The sequence below is a fragment of the Enterobacter cloacae complex sp. P16RS2 genome (assembly GCF_014982155.1).
In the GTDB taxonomy this organism is placed as follows: Bacteria; Pseudomonadota; Gammaproteobacteria; order Enterobacterales; family Enterobacteriaceae; genus Enterobacter; species Enterobacter cloacae_M.
On the sequence record NZ_JADCKW010000029.1, the window covers coordinates 111,535 to 130,715 of the forward strand.

16 protein-coding genes are annotated in these 19,181 nt (G+C 57.7%); 11 read left to right on the forward strand and 5 right to left on the reverse strand.

Going from position 1 to position 19,181, the window contains the following annotated elements; translation table 11 throughout:
• Positions 1–23: 23 nt before the first annotated feature.
• Both INF68_RS18360 and INF68_RS18365 read left to right on the forward strand, forming a co-directional pair.
• Positions 24–767 (forward strand): DeoR/GlpR family DNA-binding transcription regulator, encoded by a 744-nt coding sequence (locus INF68_RS18360; protein ID WP_126787149.1) that lies wholly within the window; start codon positions 24–26, stop codon positions 765–767.
• Between the two features lie 13 nt (positions 768–780).
• On the forward strand, positions 781–1,848 hold the full coding sequence (locus INF68_RS18365; RefSeq protein ID WP_109844226.1) for an oxidoreductase: 1,068 nt from the start codon (positions 781–783) through the stop codon (positions 1,846–1,848).
• Between the two features lie 44 nt (positions 1,849–1,892).
• Here the strand turns inward: INF68_RS18365 and cybB are convergent, their stop codons facing one another.
• Positions 1,893–2,423, reverse strand: coding sequence for a cytochrome b561 (gene cybB, locus INF68_RS18370; RefSeq protein ID WP_126787150.1), 531 nt, complete (start codon positions 2,421–2,423; stop codon positions 1,893–1,895).
• Between the two features lie 189 nt (positions 2,424–2,612).
• On the opposite strand from cybB, the gene gap reads away from it, so the two are divergent.
• The gene (gap, locus tag INF68_RS18375) at positions 2,613–3,614 is read left to right on the forward strand and encodes a type I glyceraldehyde-3-phosphate dehydrogenase (RefSeq protein ID WP_063408900.1); all 1,002 of its coding nucleotides are present in this window, start codon (positions 2,613–2,615) and stop codon (positions 3,612–3,614) included.
• Between the two features lie 409 nt (positions 3,615–4,023).
• On the opposite strand, the gene INF68_RS18380 is transcribed toward gap, so the two are convergent.
• Together INF68_RS18380 and INF68_RS18385 are read right to left on the reverse strand one after the other, a co-directional pair.
• On the reverse strand, positions 4,024–4,824 hold the full coding sequence (locus INF68_RS18380; RefSeq protein WP_126787152.1) for a YdcF family protein: 801 nt from the start codon (positions 4,822–4,824) through the stop codon (positions 4,024–4,026).
• Positions 4,825–4,921: 97 nt separating this feature from the next.
• A complete protein-coding gene (locus INF68_RS18385; protein ID WP_126787153.1) occupies positions 4,922–5,179 on the reverse strand; it encodes a hypothetical protein in 258 nt (85 codons plus the stop codon).
• A 34-nt stretch (positions 5,180–5,213) separates the two neighbouring features.
• Here INF68_RS18385 and INF68_RS18390 point away from each other — a divergent pair, with 34 nt between their 5' ends.
• The 5 genes from INF68_RS18390 (at position 5,214) to INF68_RS18410 (ending at position 11,560) form a co-directional block, all read left to right on the forward strand.
• The gene (locus tag INF68_RS18390) at positions 5,214–6,533 is read left to right on the forward strand and encodes an MFS transporter (RefSeq protein ID WP_023311638.1); all 1,320 of its coding nucleotides are present in this window, start codon (positions 5,214–5,216) and stop codon (positions 6,531–6,533) included.
• Positions 6,534–6,691: 158 nt separating this feature from the next.
• On the forward strand, positions 6,692–8,344 hold the full coding sequence (locus tag INF68_RS18395; protein WP_126787154.1) for an MFS transporter: 1,653 nt from the start codon (positions 6,692–6,694) through the stop codon (positions 8,342–8,344).
• Positions 8,345–8,366: 22 nt separating this feature from the next.
• Positions 8,367–9,449, forward strand: a complete 1,083-nt coding sequence (locus tag INF68_RS18400; protein ID WP_126787155.1) for an HlyD family secretion protein — start codon at positions 8,367–8,369, stop codon at positions 9,447–9,449.
• Entirely contained in the window at positions 9,446–10,825 is a 1,380-nt protein-coding gene (locus INF68_RS18405) for an efflux transporter outer membrane subunit (protein ID WP_126787156.1), read from the forward strand. The genes INF68_RS18400 and INF68_RS18405 overlap by 4 nt, the downstream gene beginning before the upstream one ends.
• Before the next feature lie 75 nt (positions 10,826–10,900).
• On the forward strand, positions 10,901–11,560 hold the full coding sequence (locus INF68_RS18410; RefSeq protein WP_193525389.1) for an O-methyltransferase: 660 nt from the start codon (positions 10,901–10,903) through the stop codon (positions 11,558–11,560).
• 241 nt (positions 11,561–11,801) lie between these two features.
• Here INF68_RS18410 and hrpA read toward each other — a convergent pair whose 3' ends face one another.
• Entirely contained in the window at positions 11,802–15,704 is a 3,903-nt protein-coding gene (gene hrpA, locus INF68_RS18415) for an ATP-dependent RNA helicase HrpA (protein WP_126787158.1), read from the reverse strand.
• A gap of 205 nt (positions 15,705–15,909) precedes the next feature.
• Between hrpA and azoR the strand changes: the two genes are divergently transcribed.
• A complete protein-coding gene (gene azoR / locus INF68_RS18420) occupies positions 15,910–16,515 on the forward strand; it encodes an FMN-dependent NADH-azoreductase (protein WP_008502313.1) in 606 nt (201 codons plus the stop codon).
• Between the two features lie 89 nt (positions 16,516–16,604).
• Entirely contained in the window at positions 16,605–17,291 is a 687-nt protein-coding gene (locus INF68_RS18425) for an RluA family pseudouridine synthase (RefSeq protein WP_126787159.1), read from the forward strand.
• 7 nt (positions 17,292–17,298) lie between these two features.
• Here the strand turns inward: INF68_RS18425 and INF68_RS18430 are convergent, their stop codons facing one another.
• Positions 17,299–17,838 carry a DUF2058 domain-containing protein gene (locus INF68_RS18430; RefSeq protein ID WP_023311631.1) on the reverse strand — a complete coding sequence of 180 codons (540 nt, stop codon included), beginning with the start codon at positions 17,836–17,838 and terminating at the stop codon, positions 17,299–17,301.
• A 352-nt stretch (positions 17,839–18,190) separates the two neighbouring features.
• Between INF68_RS18430 and INF68_RS18435 the strand changes: the two genes are divergently transcribed.
• A complete protein-coding gene (locus tag INF68_RS18435; protein ID WP_126787160.1) occupies positions 18,191–19,165 on the forward strand; it encodes a DUF1852 domain-containing protein in 975 nt (324 codons plus the stop codon).
• Positions 19,166–19,181: the final 16 nt, after the last annotated feature.

The following is a 19,181-nucleotide window of genomic DNA, read 5'->3' on the forward strand; positions in this document are numbered from 1 at the left end:
ACATTTTGCAGGAATGTACCCCGATGCACAAAACCGCTCGTCAACGCTACGTTCTGGATATCCTCAGCGAGCAAGGCCAGGCAAGCATCACTGAACTGGCCGAAAAGCTGCAGGTTTCAGCGGATACCATCCGTCGGGATCTGACCGATCTGGAAAACCAGGGCCTTGCGCAGAAGAACCACGGCGGAGCCATCGCGCTCAACCTCTCCGCCATGAACCGTCAGGGCCGCAACACGCTGCTGCCGGAGACCAAACAGCGACTGGGTAAACAGGTCGCACAGCAGGTTCCACCGGGCTCCACCCTGTTTCTGGATGCCGGAAGTACGGTGATGGCCGTCGCCACCTTTCTTCAGGGGCCGCTCACCGTCATTACTCCCTCGCTGGATATCGCCCAGCATTTTAGCGACCGGGAAGACGTTGAGCTGATCCTGCTCGGCGGGAAATGGGACCACAAGCAGCGACTGTTTGCCGGCAGCGCCACGCTGTCTTTGCTGTCCCGGTATCGGGCAGATATCGCCATTCTTGGGGCATGCGCCATTCATGCCGAGCTCGGGTTGAGCGCCGGTAAAGAAGCGGATGCCGAGGTTAAACGCGCAATGCTGGACGCAAGCCACGCGCACTGGATTGTCGCCGACCACCTGAAAATTAACCGCTGCGAGCCGTATCTGGTTTCCGGGTTATCCAGCATTCAACAACTCTTTTTAGATCGTCCCTGGCCTGAGCTTGGGGACCATAGCGCACTGCAGGTTACGGTGTGTGCGAATTAACGTGGAGAAGGTCATGAGTAAAGTTCAAACAATCAACATTGCGCTGATCGGGTATGGATTTGTCGGTAAAACCTTCCATGCCCCGCTGATCCAGTCTGTGGACGGGATTAAGCTGGCCGTGGTCTCTTCTCGTGATGAAGAGAAAGTTAAACGCGATCTGCCGGACGTACAGGTGGTGGCGACACCGGAAGAGGCTATTCAGCATCCTGATATCGATCTGGTGGTGATTGCCTCCCCCAACGCCACGCACGCCCCGCTGGCGACGCTGGCCCTGAACTCGGGGAAACACGTGGTCGTGGATAAGCCTTTTACCCTCGACATGCAGGAAGCCCGCGACCTGATTGCGCTGGCGGATGAAAAGCAGCTGCTGCTATCCGTCTTCCACAACCGCCGCTGGGACAGCGATTTCCTCGGCATTAAGCAGATTATTGAACAAGGCACGATCGGCAAGGTTAAACACCTGGAATCGCACATCGACCGCTTTCGCCCGGAAGTGCGCGTGCGCTGGCGCGAGCAGAACGTCCCCGGGAGCGGTCTGTGGTTTGATCTGGGCCCTCACCTGATTGACCAGACGCTGCAGCTCTTCGGCCTGCCGGAGTCGGTGCAGGGGAATATCGCGACGCTGCGCGACGGCGCAGAAATTAACGACTGGGCGCACGTGGTCTTAAACTACCCGGAGCATAAGGTCATTCTGCACGCCAGCATGCTGGTTGCTGGCGGTACGGCACGCTTTACCGTCCACGGTGACAAGGGCAGCGTGGTGAAAGCCAGAATCGACCAGCAGGAAGCGCAGCTGCTCGCAGGGGTGATCCCCGGCAGTGAAACCTGGGGCGAAGACGGCGACAGCATGGTGTTCTTTGGGGCCGACGGCGCACCGCAGACGATCCCTACCCCGAAAGGCGATCAGCGCCAGTATTACGTCAACGTACGTGATGCGCTGCTCGGGAAAATCACCAACCCTGTCCACCCTGTAGAGGCACTGGCGGTCATGGCCGTGCTGGAAGCGGCGGTGAAGTCGTCGGAGACGGGGTCAACGCAGGCGCTGGCGTTAACTGCCGAAGAGCGTGCGCTGCTGGGTTAAAAAATAAGCCGGGTGGCGCTGCGCCACCCGGCAAGCGTTAAAGACTACGAACGCTTTTTCGGCATCATGCGCAGAAGGGTATTATCTTTCCAGAAATAGTGATGCATCAGCGCCGCCGCCGCGTGCAGGCCAATCACAAAATAGCCCAGGTTCGCCAGCGTCTCGTGCCACTCTTTCAACATATCAACCAGGTCGAAATTGGACTCCGCCGCATGCGGCATCGCCAGGCCGAAAGCAAACCAGTCGCTGCCCCGGTTATACATCATCACAATGCCAATCAGCGGCAGCGCAATAAACAGCAGATACACCACCAGGTGGCCAAGATGGGACATCCCCGTCACCATCGCTTTTGGCTTCGGCTGAATCGGCGGCGCGCGGAATTTCAGGCGAACCAGCAGACGCGTCACCATCAGCACCAGGATACTGATACCGCACGAGACGTGGATCATATTGATCAATGGACGCGCGGTGCGCGGGAAGAAACCTTTGAACTCCATGGCGCAGTAGGCGACGATGATTAACAGAAACACCAGCCAGTGGATGCCGATTTGCAGGCTTGTATATTTAGTGCGCATGTGATTTCCCGATTAAAAACAGTTATCGCGCCACCATAATCTCCTTTCCTTAAAAATTCATTAACTTTTCTGTATGGTTTTTCAAATACTTCCTCCCGCATGAAGCATCTTCAATTGCCGCCCTGCCCGTGATGGTCTAAGCCTGGATGAGTTCAAACTGTCGCATCGACACGTTTACAGGAGAACACCATGAGTAAAATTGGCATTAACGGCTTTGGACGCATTGGGCGCCTTGTACTGCGTCGCCTTCTTGAAACCCAGGACAGCAATACCGTGGTCGCCATCAACGACCTCACCTCACCGAAAGTGCTGGCCTACCTGCTCAGGCATGATTCCAACTACGGCGGCTTCCCGTGGAGCGTGGATTTCACCGAGGATGCGCTGATTGTTGATGGCAAAACCATTGCGGTGTACGCCGAAAAAGAGGCGAAGCACATTCCGTGGAAAACCGCAGGCGTGGATATCGTCGTGGAGTGCACCGGTTTTTATACCTCTGAAGAGAAATCACGGGCGCACCTGGACGCCGGCGCGAAGAAAGTGCTGATCTCAGCCCCTGCGGGTGACATGAAAACCATCGTCTACAGCGTGAATGACGACACCATTGACGCCAGTGACACCATTATTTCCGTCGCATCCTGCACCACCAACTGCCTCGCCCCGCTGGCGAAAGCCCTGAACGATGCGTTTGAAATAAAAGTGGGCACCATGACCACCATTCATGCCTATACCGGTACGCAGGCGCTGGTGGATGGCCCGCGCGGGAAAGACCTTCGCGCCTCTCGGGCGGCGGCAGAGAATATCATTCCCCATACCACCGGTGCCGCAAAGGCTATCGGTCTGGTGATCCCGGCGCTCAGCGGCAAGCTCAAGGGCCACGCGCAGCGCGTGCCGGTAAAAACGGGTTCGGTCACCGAACTGGTGGCGATTCTGGGCAAGAAAGTCACCGTTGAGGAGATCAACGCCGCGCTGAAAAAGGCGACGCAGGGCAATAAATCGTTCGGGTATACCGACGAAGAGATTGTCTCGTCCGATGTGATTGGCTCGCATTACGGTTCGGTGTTTGACGCCACGCAGACGGAGGTGTCAGAAGCGGGAGAGCTACAGCTGGTGAAAGCGGTAGCGTGGTATGACAACGAGTACGGTTTCGTGACGCAGCTGGTGCGGACGCTGGATAAGTTTGCGGCGCTGTAATTCTATGCCTTTATTCAGGGCTAATATGAGCAGTGAAGCATCCCCTCTCCCTGTGGGAGAGGGTTAGGGTGAGGGGAACATACGGGTGTGGTGGTCATTCCGTTCACTTTATGTTCCTTGCTACTCTTTAACGACATAACCGGTGAACGTGCCAGGGTGGCTCAATCGCCACCACCCTGGCAACCCGGGCTCCCGGCGGTAAATCGCCGCTTCGCGGTACCCTCAGCTTATTCCTTCAGGCTATCGGGTCGGGCATGAGCCTGCATCCCTGCAGGCCACGCCCTCTCGGCGCATCCCTGCGCCTCGCCCCGGCCTTACGGAAACGCTTCGGCGATATACAGCCGGACCAGGACATTGCTGTAAGCCAAAGGTTATTCTGAAGCGGTTGTTATCGCTTCTGATTACACCCTTAAATCGAGCGCCTGGACAACGCATCCGCGAGAACCGGATCCTGCTGCAGCTTTTTCCATGCGGCAATCACCGCATCTGGCAATTCAACGTGCGCGATAAAATCCCGCCCGGCCGGACCATAGCCGTTAACGTCATCATACAAACGCGGCAGCTCCCCCAGAACCAGTGAAAGATAACGGTCAACGGGCCACAGTCCGCTATTGCCCGCGCTAAACTCAAGGCCCTCTTTGCCATTGTGCAGCGTTGGCGTAAACCCGGGATGGCTTATCCACTGCGGTGATACGGGCTCATCCCGACAAACTCGGGCAAATGTCGCCATCGTTCGGCGCTGCATCGTCGGGTCCTGCACCACCAGCACCCGCCCGATCGCGCGCTGATGCTGTTTCAGCATATTCCAGCTAAAACGCGCATTCTCACCGCAGTTGGTGGAGCGATCTTCAATCCACAGGCGTGCATCGGGGATCTGCCAGAACTCCCGCGCAATGTCGGCAAGAATTCTCGCTTCGGCCCGCCCTTCAACCTGTAAGGTGTGATAACGCGGATGACTGCCGATAGCTGAATATAAAAACGCGGTTGAATGACCAATACCGCCGCTAATCAGGAGCGGGATTTCTCTCTGCGCGGCAATACGGCAGGCCGCCTCAATGGTCGGGATCACCGCGTTCCCTGCCAGGATCACCGCATCGACGTCCGGGGGCTGGCGGCTGTCGCTCAGGTCGTCCTGCGCCAGCCATTCACCGACAGTATTGATGGCCGCCAGGGTGGCATCCGGCAGGATGGGAAAATGGGGCTGAACCATGGTGAACTCCTCATTTATGTCTCTTCAGGGTAGCGGCTTCTTACCGATAACGCAGAGGTGGGCTCTGAAATCAGACGTTGTTTTATCGCCCAAATTGTCATTTTTCTGAAATAACCAGAAACATCCAAAAACAATTGGGTTGCACCTGCATATTATGCTTTTGGTTTTCCATCATACAAAACATCCTGTTGCACATGTTCTCTGCAAAAGCACCCAACGCTGCATATTTCACCGTGATCTGACCAGTTTCATCCCCCGTTAGCTTGCCAAATACAACATCCCACCATAAGTTGCTTAACAATTTCACAACCTTTTTTATCATCGCAGGTTGCACCTGAAGCGCGCCAGGTGACACCTCATACATCATCAACGTGGCGGGGTTTCAGGTCATGACAGAACATGAAAGTACGACGACGGTATTACGAAAAAATAAGAAGGTGTTAATCGCCAGCCTTACCGGGAGCGCCATTGAATGGTTTGACTATTTTCTCTACGGTACGGCGGCCGCGCTGGTCTTCAATAAGATCTTTTTCCCGATGGTCGACCCGGTGATCGGGCTCATCCTCTCCTATCTCTCTTTCTCATTAACCTTTTTTATTCGCCCCATTGGCGGGGTACTTTTCGCTCATATCGGCGACCGCATCGGCCGTAAAAAAACGCTCGTACTGACCCTCTCTTTGATGGGAGGTGCAACCGTTATGATTGGCCTGCTGCCCACGTATGAGATGATTGGCCTGTGGGCGCCCGCTCTGCTGATCCTGATGCGTATCATTCAGGGGATGGGCATAGGCGGTGAATGGGGCGGCGCGCTGCTGCTGGCCTACGAATACGCGCCCGAAAAACGTAAAGGCTTCTTCGGCAGTATTCCGCAGGCGGGCGTCACCATCGGCATGCTGATGGCGACCTTTATCGTCTCGCTGATGACCCTGTTCAGCGAGGAGGACTTCCTCTCCTGGGGCTGGCGCATCCCGTTCCTGCTGAGTTCGGTTCTGGTGTTGCTCGGCCTGTGGATCCGTAAGGACATCGACGAGACGCCTGATTTCAAGAAGGTAAAACAATCGGGCCAGGTGGCGAAAGCGCCTCTGCGCGATACCCTGAAACATCACTGGCGCGAAGTGCTGATTGCCGCCGGTCTGAAGGTGGTAGAAACCGCGCCGTTCTATATCTTCTCGACGTTTGTCGTGAGCTATGCCACCACGACGCTGACGTATCAAAAATCTCAGGCGCTGGAAGCCGTGACGCTGGGAGCCCTGGTGGCCACGGTGATGATCCCGTTAATGGGGCTGCTCTCGGATAAAATTGGCCGTCAACGCATGTATGCCGCGAGCGTCTTCATCCTGGGTTTGTTTATCGTGCCGTGGTTTATGCTGCTCAATACCGGAACAACCTGGGGCATTGTGCTTGCGACGGTCATCGCCTTTGGCGTGTTGTGGGCACCGGTAACGGCGGTACTCGGCACGCTGTGCTCTGAAATTTTTAGTGCAAACGTACGCTACACCGGCATTACGCTCGGTTATCAGCTGGGTGCCGCGCTGGCCGGCGGTACCGCGCCGCTGATTGCCACCGGACTGCTGGCAAAATATGACGGCGACTGGGTTCCGGTGGCCTGGTATCTTGCCGTCACGGTGGTCATTTCATTAATCGCGATTTTCTGCGCCAGCCGCGTCAAGCGAACGACCCTTCTGCAGGCACAGCCCGAACATCTCTGATCGTTGTCGGCCCGACTTTCGGGCCGCTCTTTTTCCTTAAACTTCCCTTCTACATTTGATTAACATGCGTAAATCATATTCACTTGAATTATCATTTGCGGCAGACGTAGAATCGCTAGCACGCTAATTATTCAATTATTTCTAAGGTAAACGACGTTATGCGCCTGCCCGAACGCGACCCTTATGCTCCTCGCGAGTGGCAGCCACATGAGAAACCCGCCCTGCTGGGTTCGCCTTCCACACCCGAGCACAGTACGCCAAAACGGATTGCCTACGGCGTCGTTGGCCTGCTGGTGTGCCTGACGGGAGCGCTGGGAAATGCGGTGGTGACCGCCAACCTGCAAAATCTGCAGGGCACCTTCGGGGCCTGGTCGACCGAAATCGCCTGGCTGCCTGCGGTCTACGTCATGACCAACATCTCTATCAACTTGCTGCTGGTCAAGTTCCGCCAGCAGTACGGTCTGCGCGCCTTCACGGAAGGTTTTCTGGTGCTGTACGTGCTGGTGACCTTTTTCCACCTGTTCGTTAACGATCTCAGCTCGGCGCTGATGGTGCGCGCCGCGCACGGGATGGTGGCCGCCGCGCTCAGCTCTCTGGGGATTTACTATCAGATCCAGGCCTGGCCTGCGAAGCACCGCCTGAAGGCGCTCACCATCGGGATTACCGGGTCGTCGCTCGCCATCCCTCTGGCCCGCCTGTTTTCCACCGAACTGCTGCAGCTGGACGAGTGGCGCGGGCTCTATTTCTTCGAGCTGGGGCTGGCGCTGATCTCCCTGGCCTGCGTAATAGCCTTAAAACTGCCGCCGGGCGACAGGCGCAAGGTCTTTGAGAAGAAAGACTTTATCACCTTCTTTTTAATGGCCCCCGGAATGGCCCTGCTCTGCGCCGTGCTCTCGTTGGGCCGCCTTGACTGGTGGTTCGAGGCGCCGTGGATCGGCTGGTCGCTGGCGCTATCGCTGGTGCTGATTGTGGCTGCCATCGTCTTTGAACATAACCGCACCAACCCGCTGCTGAACACCCGCTGGCTGTCGAGCGGCAGCATCGTCCGTCTGGGGCTGATCATGCTGCTGATCCGTATCGTGCTGGCAGAGCAAAACACCGGGGTCATCGGCTGGCTGCAGTACGTGGGGTTGCAGAACGAGCAGATGACCCACCTGGCGTGGTCCATTTTCGCCGGGATCGTCTGCGGGATTGTCACCAGCTGCCTCACGATTAAGCCGACCAAACTGGCGTGGCCAATCATCACTTCTCTGGCGCTGATGATTGTTGCCTCGCTGCTGGACAGCCAGTCCAACAACCTGACCCGGCCGGATCAGCTGATGCTAAGCCAGTTTCTGCTGGGCTTCGGCAGCGCCTTCTTCCTGGCACCCGCCATGCTGGCCGCCATTGGCGGGGTGATCGCCGACCCGCGCAACCTGGTCAGCTTCTCGGTGATGTTTGGCATGAGCCAGAACCTCGGCGGCCTGCTGGGTTCCGCGATCCTCGGAACCTTCCAGACCTGGCGCGAGAAGTATCACTCCAGCCTGCTGGCGGACCAGCTCTCCACGCTCAACCCGCTGGTCAACGAGCGTATCCAGCTTTACACCCAGATGTACCGGAGCCTGATTGGCGACAGTTCGCTGCTGGGAACGCAGGCGATAACGCAGCTGCAAACGGTGACGACGCTTGAGGCGAATATTCTGGCTTACAACGATACTTATCTGCTGACGGCGGGCATCGCTGCCGCCACGCTGGTCTGGATTTTATGGCGCTTGCTGCGCCTGCGCATCACTGCCCGTATGGCGCTTAAAAACGCCACCGGCAACAAATAATTGAAAGAGTTCTGGAGAGTTTATGAGTCAGCAGGATGCCGCCAAAGAGCAGGCCAACACCCGCAAAAATGTGCGCATTGTTTCCGTTTTCACCGCCGCTGCCATCGGTATTGTCGGCGTGCTGGTGATCCTTTACGCATGGCAGCTGCCGCCTTTCACCCGCCACGCGCAGTTTACAGACAACGCCTACGTGCGCGGCCAGACGACGTTCATCAGCCCCCAGGTGAATGGCTATATCACCGAGGTGAAGGTTCAGGACTTTGTGCAGGTTAAAAAAGGCGACCTGCTGCTGCAGATTGATGACCGTATCTATCGTCAGCGCGTGCATCAGGCCGAGGCACAGCTGGCGATGAAAATTGCCGCGCTCAATAACAACCTGCAGCAGCGTAAAAGCGCCGAAGCGACGATCGCCAAAAACGACGCCGCGCTGAAAAATGCCCGCGCCCAAAGCCTGAAAACCCAGGCGGATTTAAAGCGGGTGAAGGATTTGACGGCTGACGGATCGCTTTCCATTCGCGAACGCGACGCGGCGCTGGCCAGCGCGGCCCAGGGCAGCGCCGACATCGAGCAGGCCAAAGCCTCGCTTGAGATGTCGCGTCAGGATCTGCAGACGGTAATTGTGAACCGCGGCGCGCTGGAGGCGGATGTCGACAATGCGAAAGCGGCGCTGGAGCTGGCGCAAATTGACCTGCAAAACACCCGCATTATCGCCCCGCGCGACGGCCAGCTCGGCCAGATTGCCGTGCGTCTCGGGGCGTACGTGACCGCCGGGACCCATCTCACCACCCTTGTGCCTCCGCAGCACTGGGTGATCGCCAATATCAAAGAGACGCAGCTGGCGGAGCTGCGCGTCGGCCAGCCCGTCAAATTCACCGTCGATGCCCTGAACAACAAAGCGTATCAGGGCCGCGTGGAGAGCATCTCGCCGGCAACCGGCGTGGAGTTCAGCGCCATCACGCCGGACAACGCCACCGGCAACTTTGTCAAAATCGCCCAGCGTATTCCGGTGCGCATCGAGGTGCTCGGCAAGCCTGAGGAGTCCGCCCTGCTGCGTCCAGGCATGTCGGTGCAGGTGACCATTGATACGCGGGAGGGCAAACAATGACCCTTCGCCCGATAGCCGGTCTGGTGCTGGCGGTGACGCTGGCCGGATGCCAGTCCGTCGACGTCAAACCCGCGCAGCCGACGCTGCAAATCCCTGCGCAGTGGCGTGCCGATTCCGGTCCTGCCAGCCCGGCGGAGCAGCTCTGGTGGCGCAATTTTCATGACAACAACCTCAACCGCTACGTGGATCGGGCGCTAAAGAACAACAGCGACGTGCTGATCGCCCGCGAACGGATTAACGAGTATCAGGCGCGGGTCTTTGCGGCCGACGGCAGCCTGTTTCCGTCGCTTGACGCGGGCGTAACGGGGACCCGCGCCCGTTCGCAATCCGCCGCGACCGGGCTGCCGGTCTACGGCACGCTGTACAGAGGTAGCCTGACGGCGAGCTACGATGTAGATATCTGGGGCGTCAACCGCAGCACGGCCAATGCCGCCGAAGCCTCGCTGGCGGCGCAAAAAGCCGCCGCTGCCGCCGCGGATTTGACCGTCGCGTCTTCGGTTGCGTCCGGGTATGTCACCCTGCTCTCGCTTGACGAACAGCTGCGCGTGACCGAATCCACGCTGAAATCGCGAGAAGAGGCATTTAACCTCGCGAAACGTCAGTTTGAGACGGGCTACAGCTCGCGTCTGGAACTGATGCAGTCGGATTCCGAACTCCGCTCAACGCGGGCGCAGGTTCCCGTGCTGCAGCATCAGATTGCACAGCAGGAGAACGCCCTGAGCCTGCTGCTGGGAAGCAATCCCGGCGCGGTAGCGCGCAGCGAGAGCTTTGAGGCGCTAACGCCGCTGTCGCTGCCGTCACAGCTGCCTTCTACGCTCCTGAACCGTCGGCCGGATATCGTTCAGGCCGAACGCCAGCTGGTTGCGGCTGACGCCTCGCTTGCCGCGTCGCGCGCGAGCCTGCTGCCGTCGATCAACCTGACCGCAACAGGATCGATACAGGATCGCACCCTGTCCGGCCTGCTGGACAACCCGCTTCAGCTCTGGAGCGTCGGGGGCAGTATTCTCGCCCCGCTGCTGAACCGCCAGGCGCTGAATGCGCAGGTGGATATATCCCAGTCCCAGCGTAACCAGGCGCTGTACGCCTATGAAAAAACCGTGCGTAACGCGTTTGCCGAAGTGAACAACAGCCTTGATGCGATTACGCGCTATCAGGAACAGCTGACCGAGCTGCTTGCCCAGCAGGAGGTGGCGCAGGAGACGCTGCGCATTGCGCAGAACCGCAATCGCAACGGCTACTCTTCCTATCTGGACGTGCTGGACGCCCAGCGCACGCTGTACTCGGTGCAGACCAGCGTGGTGCAGGTGAAAAATAACCTGCTGCTGGCGCAGATCGATTTGTACAGGGCGCTGGGCGGCGGCTGGGAGAGCGCGTGAACCGCCTTGCGCGCTGATGCCCTCACCCCGACCCTCTCCCACAGGGAGAGGGAGAAAAATCCAAGGAGTCAATCTATGCAACAAAAATGGTCTGCAGTAGATAATTACATGATTTCTTCGCTGATCCCTGACGATGACGTGCTGAGTCAGGTGCTGGAAAACAACAAACGCGCCGGGCTACCCGAACACGATGTTGCGGCCAATCAGGGGCAACTGCTGGCGCTGTTCGTGCGCATGACCCAGGCAAGACGCATTCTTGAGATCGGGACGCTGGGTGCCTATAGCTCAATCTGGATGGCGCGCGCCCTGCCGCCGGACGGAAAGCTGGTTACGCTCGAGGCTGACCCGACGCATGCCGATGTGGCCCGCCAGAATATTCACCTCGCGGGGCTGAGCGATCGCATTGAACTGATTGAAGGCCCGGCGCTGAGCTCGCTGGAGAATTTCGGTGACGTTCCGGCGTTCGACCTGATCTTTATCGATGCCGATAAGCCAAACAATCCCGGCTATCTGGAGTGGGCGCTGCACTATTCACGTCCCGGCACGATAATCATTGGCGATAACGTGGTGCGCGATGGCGAAGTGATTAACGGGCAAAGCGACGACGCGCGCGTGCTGGGGGTGCGGCGTTTTATCGAGATGATTGGGGATAACCCGCGCCTAACCGCCACCGCGCTGCAAACGGTGGGGGTTAAGGGATGGGATGGGTTTACGCTGGCAATCGTGAACGGATGAAAATTGTGCGGCCTGGTGCCCTCACCCCAACCCTCTCACACAGGGCTGAGGAATCCCCACAAAATAATCCCAGCACGGACGCCCCCCCTCTCGGCCTGCAGGAAACGCCTCAGCGATTTACAGCCGAACCAGGGCGTCGCTGTAAGTCTTCAATCTTTCTGAAACAACGTTATAGCTTCTGTTTAATCATTTCTGGGGATTCCTCAATCCACAGAGAGAGGGAGAAAACCGGGCAAGGGTTTTAAGCGGAAATCTGCTCCATCGCCTGCAGAATACGCTTATCCGAAATCGGATACGGCGTACCGAGCTGCTGGGCAAAGAAGCTGACGCGCAGCTCCTCTATCATCCAGCGGATCGCCTGAACGTCTTCATCATCGCGGCGCGCCGGCGGCAGCTTGTTTAGCCACTGCTGCCACGCCTGCTGCACGCTCTCCACTTTCAGCATCTGCGCGCGATCGCGGTGCGGGTCGATAGCCATTTTTTCCAGACGTTTTTCAATCGCCTGAAGATAGCGCAGCGTATCGCCCAGACGCTTAAAGCCGTTGCCGGTGACAAAGCCGCGATAGACCAGCCCCGCCATCTGCGCCTTCACGTCCGAGAGCCCCAGCGCCATGGTCATATCCACGCGCCCCTTCAGGCGCTTGTTGATATTGAACACGGCGGTAAGGATCTGCTCGACCTGTTTGGCAATCTCCACCACGGTGTCGTTCAGCTCCGCGCGCACCTTTTCATGGAGCTGAGCAAAGCCCTCTTCCGTCCAGACCGGACCGCCCGCCTCGTGGATCAGCTTGTCCACGCCGCAGGAGATGCAGTCGTCAATCAGATCCAGCACCTTGCCGTACGGGTTAAAGTACAGCCCGAGCTTGGCTTTGTTCGGCAGCTTCTCGTGCAGATACTTGATCGGCGACGGGATGTTGAGCAGCAGCAGGCGACGCAGCCCGCGCCACATCATCTGCTGCTGTTCCTGCGGATTATCAAACAGTTTGATCGCCACGCTGTCGCGCTCGTCCACCAGCGCAGGCCAGGCTTTGACCTTATAGTTACCGCGCTTCTGTTCGTAGCTTTCCGGAAGCTGACCAAAGCTCCAGATATGCAGCCCGCTCTGCTCGATACCGTCGTCCGCCACCGCAGACAGCGTTTCCTGAACTTTGCCTTTCAGCGCCTCTTTCAGCTCGCTCAGCGAACGCCCTTCCAGCAGCTTTTTGTTTTTATCATCCACCACGCGGAAGCTGATTTTCAGGTGATCGGGCACCTGATCCCAGTTCCAGTCTTCACGGTCGATGGTGGTGCCGGTCATGCGTCGGAACTCACGCTCGAGCGCGTCCAGCAGCGGCAGCTCCAGCGGCGTGACGCGGCCTAAAAAGGCTTCCGCATAGTTTGGCGCAGGCACAAAGTTACGGCGCACCGGTTTCGGCAGGGATTTGATCAGCGCAATCACCAGCTCGCGGCGCAGGCCGGGAATTTGCCATTCAAACCCGCCTTCATCGACCTGGTTTAACAGCGGCAGCGGAATATGAACGGTCACGCCATCCGCGTCGGCCCCCGGTTCAAACTGATACGTCAGGCGCAGCTTGAGGTTGCCCTGATGCCAGAAGTTCGGGTAGTCGAGCTTGCTGACCGACTCCGCCCCCTCTTTAATCAGCATGCTCTTTTCGAAGTTGAGCAGGTCCGGCGTCTCTTTGCTGGCCTTCTTCCACCAGCTGTCGAAGTGGCGGGCGGAGATGACATCGTGGCTGATGCGCTGGTCGTAAAACTCAAACAGCGCCTCATCGTCCACCAGAATGTCGCGGCGGCGGGACTTGTGCTCAAGCTCCTCCACTTCCGCGCGCAGCTTCAGGTTTTCGCGGAAGAAGGCGTGGCGCGTCTGCCAGTCGCCCTCCACCAGCGCGTGTCGGATAAAGAGCTCGCGGCTGAGCGCCGGGTCAATCTGGCTGTAGTTGACCTTCCGCGCGGCAACCACCGGCAGGCCGTAAACGGTCACCTTCTCGGTCGCCATTACCGCGCCCTGCGCGCGCTCCCAGTGCGGTTCGCTGTACGAGCGTTTCAGCAGATGCTGAGCCACCGGCTCCACCCATTCCGGATCGATACGCGCGGCAATGCGCCCCCACAGGCGGCTGGTTTCCACCAGCTCGGCGACCATGGTCCATTTCGGCGGCTTTTTGAACAGGCCGGAACCGGGGAAGATGGAGAAACGGGCGTTACGCGCGCCGGTATACTCCTGCTTTTCGGCGTCCTTCATCCCAATGTGGGACAGCAGGCCGGTCAGCAGCGCGATATGAATCTCGCGGTACTCCGCCGGCTCGCTGTTGACCGGAATGCCCAGCTCTTTCACCACCTGGCGCAGCTGGGTGTAGATATCCTGCCACTCGCGCACGCGCAGGTAGTTGAGGAAATCCACGCGGCACTGGCGGCGGAACTGGTTCGAGGAGAGCGCTTTCTGCTGCTCGCCGAGATAGTTCCACAGGTTTACGAAGGCGAGGAAGTCGGACTCTTTGTCGTGGAAGCGACGATGCTTTTCGTCAGACGCCTGCTGTTTGTCCATCGGACGCTCGCGCGGGTCCTGAATGGAGAGCGCCGAGGTAATGATCATCGCCTCGCGCACGCAGCCGTGCTTTTGCGCTTCCAGCACCATACGGGCCAGACGCGGATCCACCGGCAGCTGGCTGAGCTGGCGGCCCAGCGGCGTCAGCTTGTAGACCGTCGCCTGCTCGTCGGTGGTAATGGCGCCGAGCTCTTCCAGCAGACGCACGCCGTCCTGAATGTTGCGTTTGTCCGGCGCTTCGACAAACGGGAACGCGGCGATGTCCCCCAGCCCCAGCGCGGTCATCTGCAGGATAACGGACGCCAGGTTGGTGCGCAGAATTTCCGGGTCGGTAAACTCCGGGCGCGACAGGAAATCATCTTCGGAATAGAGACGAATACAGATCCCTTCCGACACGCGGCCGCAGCGGCCTTTACGCTGGTTAGCGGACGCCTGGGAGACCGGCTCAATCGGCAGCCGCTGGACCTTCGTGCGGTAGCTGTAGCGGCTGATGCGCGCCGTGCCCGGGTCGATCACGTATTTGATCCCCGGTACGGTCAGCGAGGTTTCCGCCACGTTGGTCGCCAGAACGATGCGTCGCCCGCCATGCGGCTGGAAGACGCGGTTCTGCTCGCTGTTCGAAAGGCGCGCGTAAAGCGGCAGGATCTCCGTGTGGCGCAGGTCGCGCTTGCTGAGCGCATCGGCGGTATCGCGAATTTCGCGTTCGCCGCTCATGAAGATCAGGATGTCGCCCGCGCTCTCGTTGCCCAGCTCGTCAACGGCGTCGAAGATAGCCTGCAGCTGGTCGCGCTCGGTATCGTCCGCATCTTCCACAATCGGGCGATAGCGCACTTCCACCGGATACGTGCGTCCTGACACCTCGATAATCGGCGCATTGTTGAAATGCTTTGAGAAGCGCTCAGGGTCGATGGTCGCGGAGGTGATGATGATTTTCAGATCCGGGCGACGCGGCAGCAGCTCTTTCAGGTAGCCGAGCAGGAAGTCGATGTTCAGGCTGCGCTCGTGCGCTTCGTCAATGATGATGGTGTCGTACTGCATCAGCAGGCGATCCTGCTGGATTTCCGCCAGCAGAATACCGTCGGTCATCAGCTTGACCATGGTGTTATCGCTAACGTGGTCGCTGAATCGCACCTTGTAACCGATGCAGCCGCCCGGCTCCGTCTGCAGCTCTTCGGCAATACGGTTCGCCACGGTGCGTGCCGCCAGTCGACGCGGCTGGGTGTGGCCTATCAGCCCTTTTAGCCCGCGTCCCAGCTCCATACAGATTTTCGGCAGTTGGGTGGTTTTCCCCGAGCCGGTTTCCCCCGCCACAATCACCACCTGGTGGTCGCGGACGGCCTCAAGGATGTCCTGTTTTTTCTGGCTGACGGGCAGGTTTTCCGGATAGGTAATTGCCGGACGTGCGGCTTCGCGCAGCACAACTTTCCCTGCTGCCTGTTCAATCTCTTTCGCCATCTCCTGGTAAATGGCCTGTTGAGCATCAGGATTTTTAACCTTCTTAACGCCGTGCAGACGACGGGCGAAGCGCTGTTTGTCGCGCAGCATCAGAGAATCGAGCTGTTGCAGGAGCATCGGGAAGGTCAATTTTTGTTGTTCTGTCATAGCGTTAAAGGGCACTACACGCCCTGATAAACTCTCTTTTTAATGATTGCTATAGAGTACCACAATGACGCCTTTCGCGCCTTATTCAAAAAATTCGAACATAGGCTTCGATATATTGCGCTATCTCTATGGCAGGATTGTGAATAGAGTGTCAACAAGCAACGGGGCAACCCCCTTCAATCAAATGCAACAACAGGAATCACCCATGAGCAAAGTATTAGTTTTGAAATCCAGTATTCTGGCAGGGTACTCTCAGTCTGGTCAGCTGTCTGATTACTTCGTTGAACAGTGGCGTGAACAGCATTCCGCTGACGAAATCACCGTGCGTGACCTGGCTGCAAACCCAATTCCTGTGCTGGACGGCGAGCTGGTTGGCGCGCTGCGCCCAAGCGATGCACCACTGTCTCCACGTCAGCAGGAAGCCCTGGCCCTGTCCGACGAGCTGATTGCTGAGCTGCAGGCGCACGACGTTATCGTCATCAACGCCCCAATGTACAACTTCAACATCCCTACCCAGCTGAAGAACTACTTCGACCTGGTGGCGCGCGCTGGCGTAACCTTCCGTTACACCGAGAACGGCCCTGAAGGTCTGGTGAAAGGCAAGCGTGCGATCGTACTGACCAGCCGTGGCGGTATCCATAAAGACACCCCAACCGACCTGGTTGCGCCGTACCTGAGCCTGTTCCTGGGCTTCATCGGCATCACTGACGTGAACTTCGTGTTCGCTGAAGGTATCGCTTACGGTCCGGAAGTGGCGACCAAAGCGCAGACCGATGCGAAAGCCGCTATCGACAGCCTGGTAGCAGCCTAAGACTTCACCCTCTCACCGCCTGGTGGGAGGGTTTTTCTTTTCCCCGCATTTCGTTATCATCCGCTCCCACTCTCCAGCCGGGCGGCCTGATGTCTGCGATTATTGATTCTTTTATTGCCCCACCGTGTCACGACGACATTCAGATCCTCTGGCAGGATGAACATCTGCTGCTGATCGATAAGCCTTCCGGTCTGCTCAGCCTCTCGGGCAAAAATCCGCAAAATCTTGATTCCGTCCATTATCGTCTGGTCCAGACATTCCCCGGCTGCACGCTGGTACACCGTCTGGATTTCGGCACGTCCGGGCTAATGGTGGTTGCGCGCAATAAGGCCATCAACGCGGCGCTGTGCCAGCAGTTCAGCCAGCGCAGCGTGGAGAAGGTCTACAGCGCCCTGCTTTGCGGCCATGTGGAAAACGACGAGGGAATAATAGACGCGCCGATTGCCAAAGACCCGGCGCTGTTTCCGCTGATGTCGATTTGCGCCATCAACGGAAAACCCGCCCGCTCCCGCTATCGGGTCGTGGAACGTTTTTATCAGGGTACGGGACTGCCGTTAACGCGGGTGATACTGACGCCGGAGACCGGGCGAACCCATCAGCTGCGTATTCACTGCCAGCAGCTGGAGCACCCGATTCTGGGCTGCGACCTGTATGGCGGTCTTGAAGCGCTGGGGGCTGAGGAAACGCCCCGGCTGATGCTGCATGCAAGCGAGTTGAATTTTATCCATCCCGTGAGCGGAGAGCCGGTTAACGCCCGTCACGCCGCCCCGTTCTGAATGCGGTTTACCACATCAAATCGTCAGGGATTTTGAAGTCCGCGTACGGATCGTCTTCGTCCTGCTCTTCCTGGCTGAGCGCGCTGTTTAACACGATGCTGTCGGCATCGCGCTGGGCAATTTTATCGGCCACCACCGCCGGAATAATCGCGTATTCACAGTCGCCGCTGGCGTTGATGACCAGACGGGCAATCGCCAGACGGCCGTTGATCAGCTGAGCCTGGGTTTGCTTGTCGACGTCGATTTTTTTGATCAGATTGCCGTCGGTGAAGTTAAAGGTGATGTTGCCTTTCGCCACGGTGATGCGGTTCATCTCAATCAGCTGCTTCACCTGCGCCTTAAACTCTTTCGCCAGCACGGCCTGCTTCTGCTGCTCGCTCAGCAGCTTGTCGCGCTCGATCTGCGCTTTCTTGTTCTCTTCTACCGCTTCCCGAGCCTCGCGCGCCTGAACGCGTGATTTCTTTGCCGTGCGCTGCACTTTCGCCGCTTTTTTGCTGCTGACTAAGCCCGCTTTCAGCATCTGCTCTTGTAAGGTGAGTTTTGTCATGATTGTTTCTAAACCGGTTGGAAATTTTGGGGATTATAGCGGGAATTGAACGGAAATAAAAAATCCCTCTCCAACGCAGCCGGTTAACGACGAGGGCAAGTGCATATCACAGACATATTACGAGCTTCGCCCGGCGGCGCTGCGCTTACACCGGCCTACAAACGACGCTGAACCTTAGGCCGGGTAAGCGCAGCGCCACCCGGCATGAAGGCAGCGACACCTCGAGCATTACACTTCATGAACTTCGCTCATGTTGCATTGAAATTAAGTCACTTCCCCTGCGCCGCGGGCTCAGGCATAAATTATGCATTGGTAACTTCTTAGCAACATGAACTTAGGATGCATAACCACAATGAGCAAAGCTTTCACATATACCCTTAAGCGCAGTTGCTTCGATGAGAATTACAACCCGTCAGAAAATACGCGTACGACCACCAACTTTGCCAACCTGGCGCGCGGGGAAAAGCGTCAGGAAAACCTGCGCAATACGCTGGTGATGATCAACAACCGCTTTAACGCCCTGGCGCGCTGGGATAACCCAAACGCCGATCGCTACGCGGTTGAGCTTGAAATTATCTCTGTCGATTTGAACATTGGCGCGGAAAAACCGTTCCCGGCTATTGAGATTCTGCAAACCACCATTGTCGACAAGAAAAACAACCAGCGTATCCCTGGCATCGTCGGAAATAACTTCTCTTCTTACGTGCGGGATTATGATTTCAGCGTGCTGTTGCTGGAGCACAACAAGAACCAGCAGCACTTCAGCATTCCGGAAAAATTTGGCGAACTGCACGGCAATATCTTCCGCCATTTTGTGAATTCGCCGGAATACAAAGAGAACTTCAGCAAGGGTCCGGTGATCTGCCTGAGCGTCTCCAGCAAAGATACGTATCGCCGCACCGGTAATCAGCACCCCGTGCTGGGCGTGGAGTATCAGCCGGATGGCGAGTCGCTGACGGAACAGTACTTCGCGAAGATGGGACTGAAGGTTCGCTACTTCATGCCGGAAAACAGCGTGGCGCCTTTCGCGTTCTTCTTTACCGGGGATTTGCTGAGTGACTACACCGATCTGGAGCTGATTGCCACCATCAGCACGATGGAGACATTCCAGAAAATCTATCGCCCGGAAATTTATAACGCAAACTCGGCGGCGGGACTGTGCTACCGACCGGATCTGAACCAGCAGGATCACTCCTTAACCAAAATTGTTTATGACCGGGAAGAGCGTAGCCGACTGGCGATTGAACAGGGTCGCTTTACCGAAGCGTACTTTATTAAGCCTTACCAACACATTCTTGAGCAGTGGTCTGATAACTACACGCTTTAATACATCAAAAAAGGTC

Excerpts from the sequence above, each read along its gene's own strand:
- INF68_RS18360 (WP_126787149.1), top strand. The coding sequence starts at position 24 with ATGCACAAAACCGCTCGTCAACGCTACGTTCTGGATATCCTCAGCGAG.
- INF68_RS18365 (WP_109844226.1), top strand. The coding sequence starts at position 781 with ATGAGTAAAGTTCAAACAATCAACATTGCGCTGATCGGGTATGGATTT.
- cybB (WP_126787150.1), bottom strand. The coding sequence starts at position 2,423 with ATGCGCACTAAATATACAAGCCTGCAAATCGGCATCCACTGGCTGGTG.
- gap (WP_063408900.1), top strand. The coding sequence starts at position 2,613 with ATGAGTAAAATTGGCATTAACGGCTTTGGACGCATTGGGCGCCTTGTA.
- INF68_RS18380 (WP_126787152.1), bottom strand. The coding sequence starts at position 4,824 with ATGGTTCAGCCCCATTTTCCCATCCTGCCGGATGCCACCCTGGCGGCC.
- INF68_RS18390 (WP_023311638.1), top strand. The coding sequence starts at position 5,214 with ATGACAGAACATGAAAGTACGACGACGGTATTACGAAAAAATAAGAAG.
- INF68_RS18395 (WP_126787154.1), top strand. The coding sequence starts at position 6,692 with ATGCGCCTGCCCGAACGCGACCCTTATGCTCCTCGCGAGTGGCAGCCA.
- INF68_RS18400 (WP_126787155.1), top strand. The coding sequence starts at position 8,367 with ATGAGTCAGCAGGATGCCGCCAAAGAGCAGGCCAACACCCGCAAAAAT.
- INF68_RS18405 (WP_126787156.1), top strand. The coding sequence starts at position 9,446 with ATGACCCTTCGCCCGATAGCCGGTCTGGTGCTGGCGGTGACGCTGGCC.
- INF68_RS18410 (WP_193525389.1), top strand. The coding sequence starts at position 10,901 with ATGCAACAAAAATGGTCTGCAGTAGATAATTACATGATTTCTTCGCTG.
- hrpA (WP_126787158.1), bottom strand. The coding sequence starts at position 15,704 with ATGACAGAACAACAAAAATTGACCTTCCCGATGCTCCTGCAACAGCTC.
- azoR (WP_008502313.1), top strand. The coding sequence starts at position 15,910 with ATGAGCAAAGTATTAGTTTTGAAATCCAGTATTCTGGCAGGGTACTCT.
- INF68_RS18425 (WP_126787159.1), top strand. The coding sequence starts at position 16,605 with ATGTCTGCGATTATTGATTCTTTTATTGCCCCACCGTGTCACGACGAC.
- INF68_RS18430 (WP_023311631.1), bottom strand. The coding sequence starts at position 17,838 with ATGACAAAACTCACCTTACAAGAGCAGATGCTGAAAGCGGGCTTAGTC.
- INF68_RS18435 (WP_126787160.1), top strand. The coding sequence starts at position 18,191 with ATGAGCAAAGCTTTCACATATACCCTTAAGCGCAGTTGCTTCGATGAG.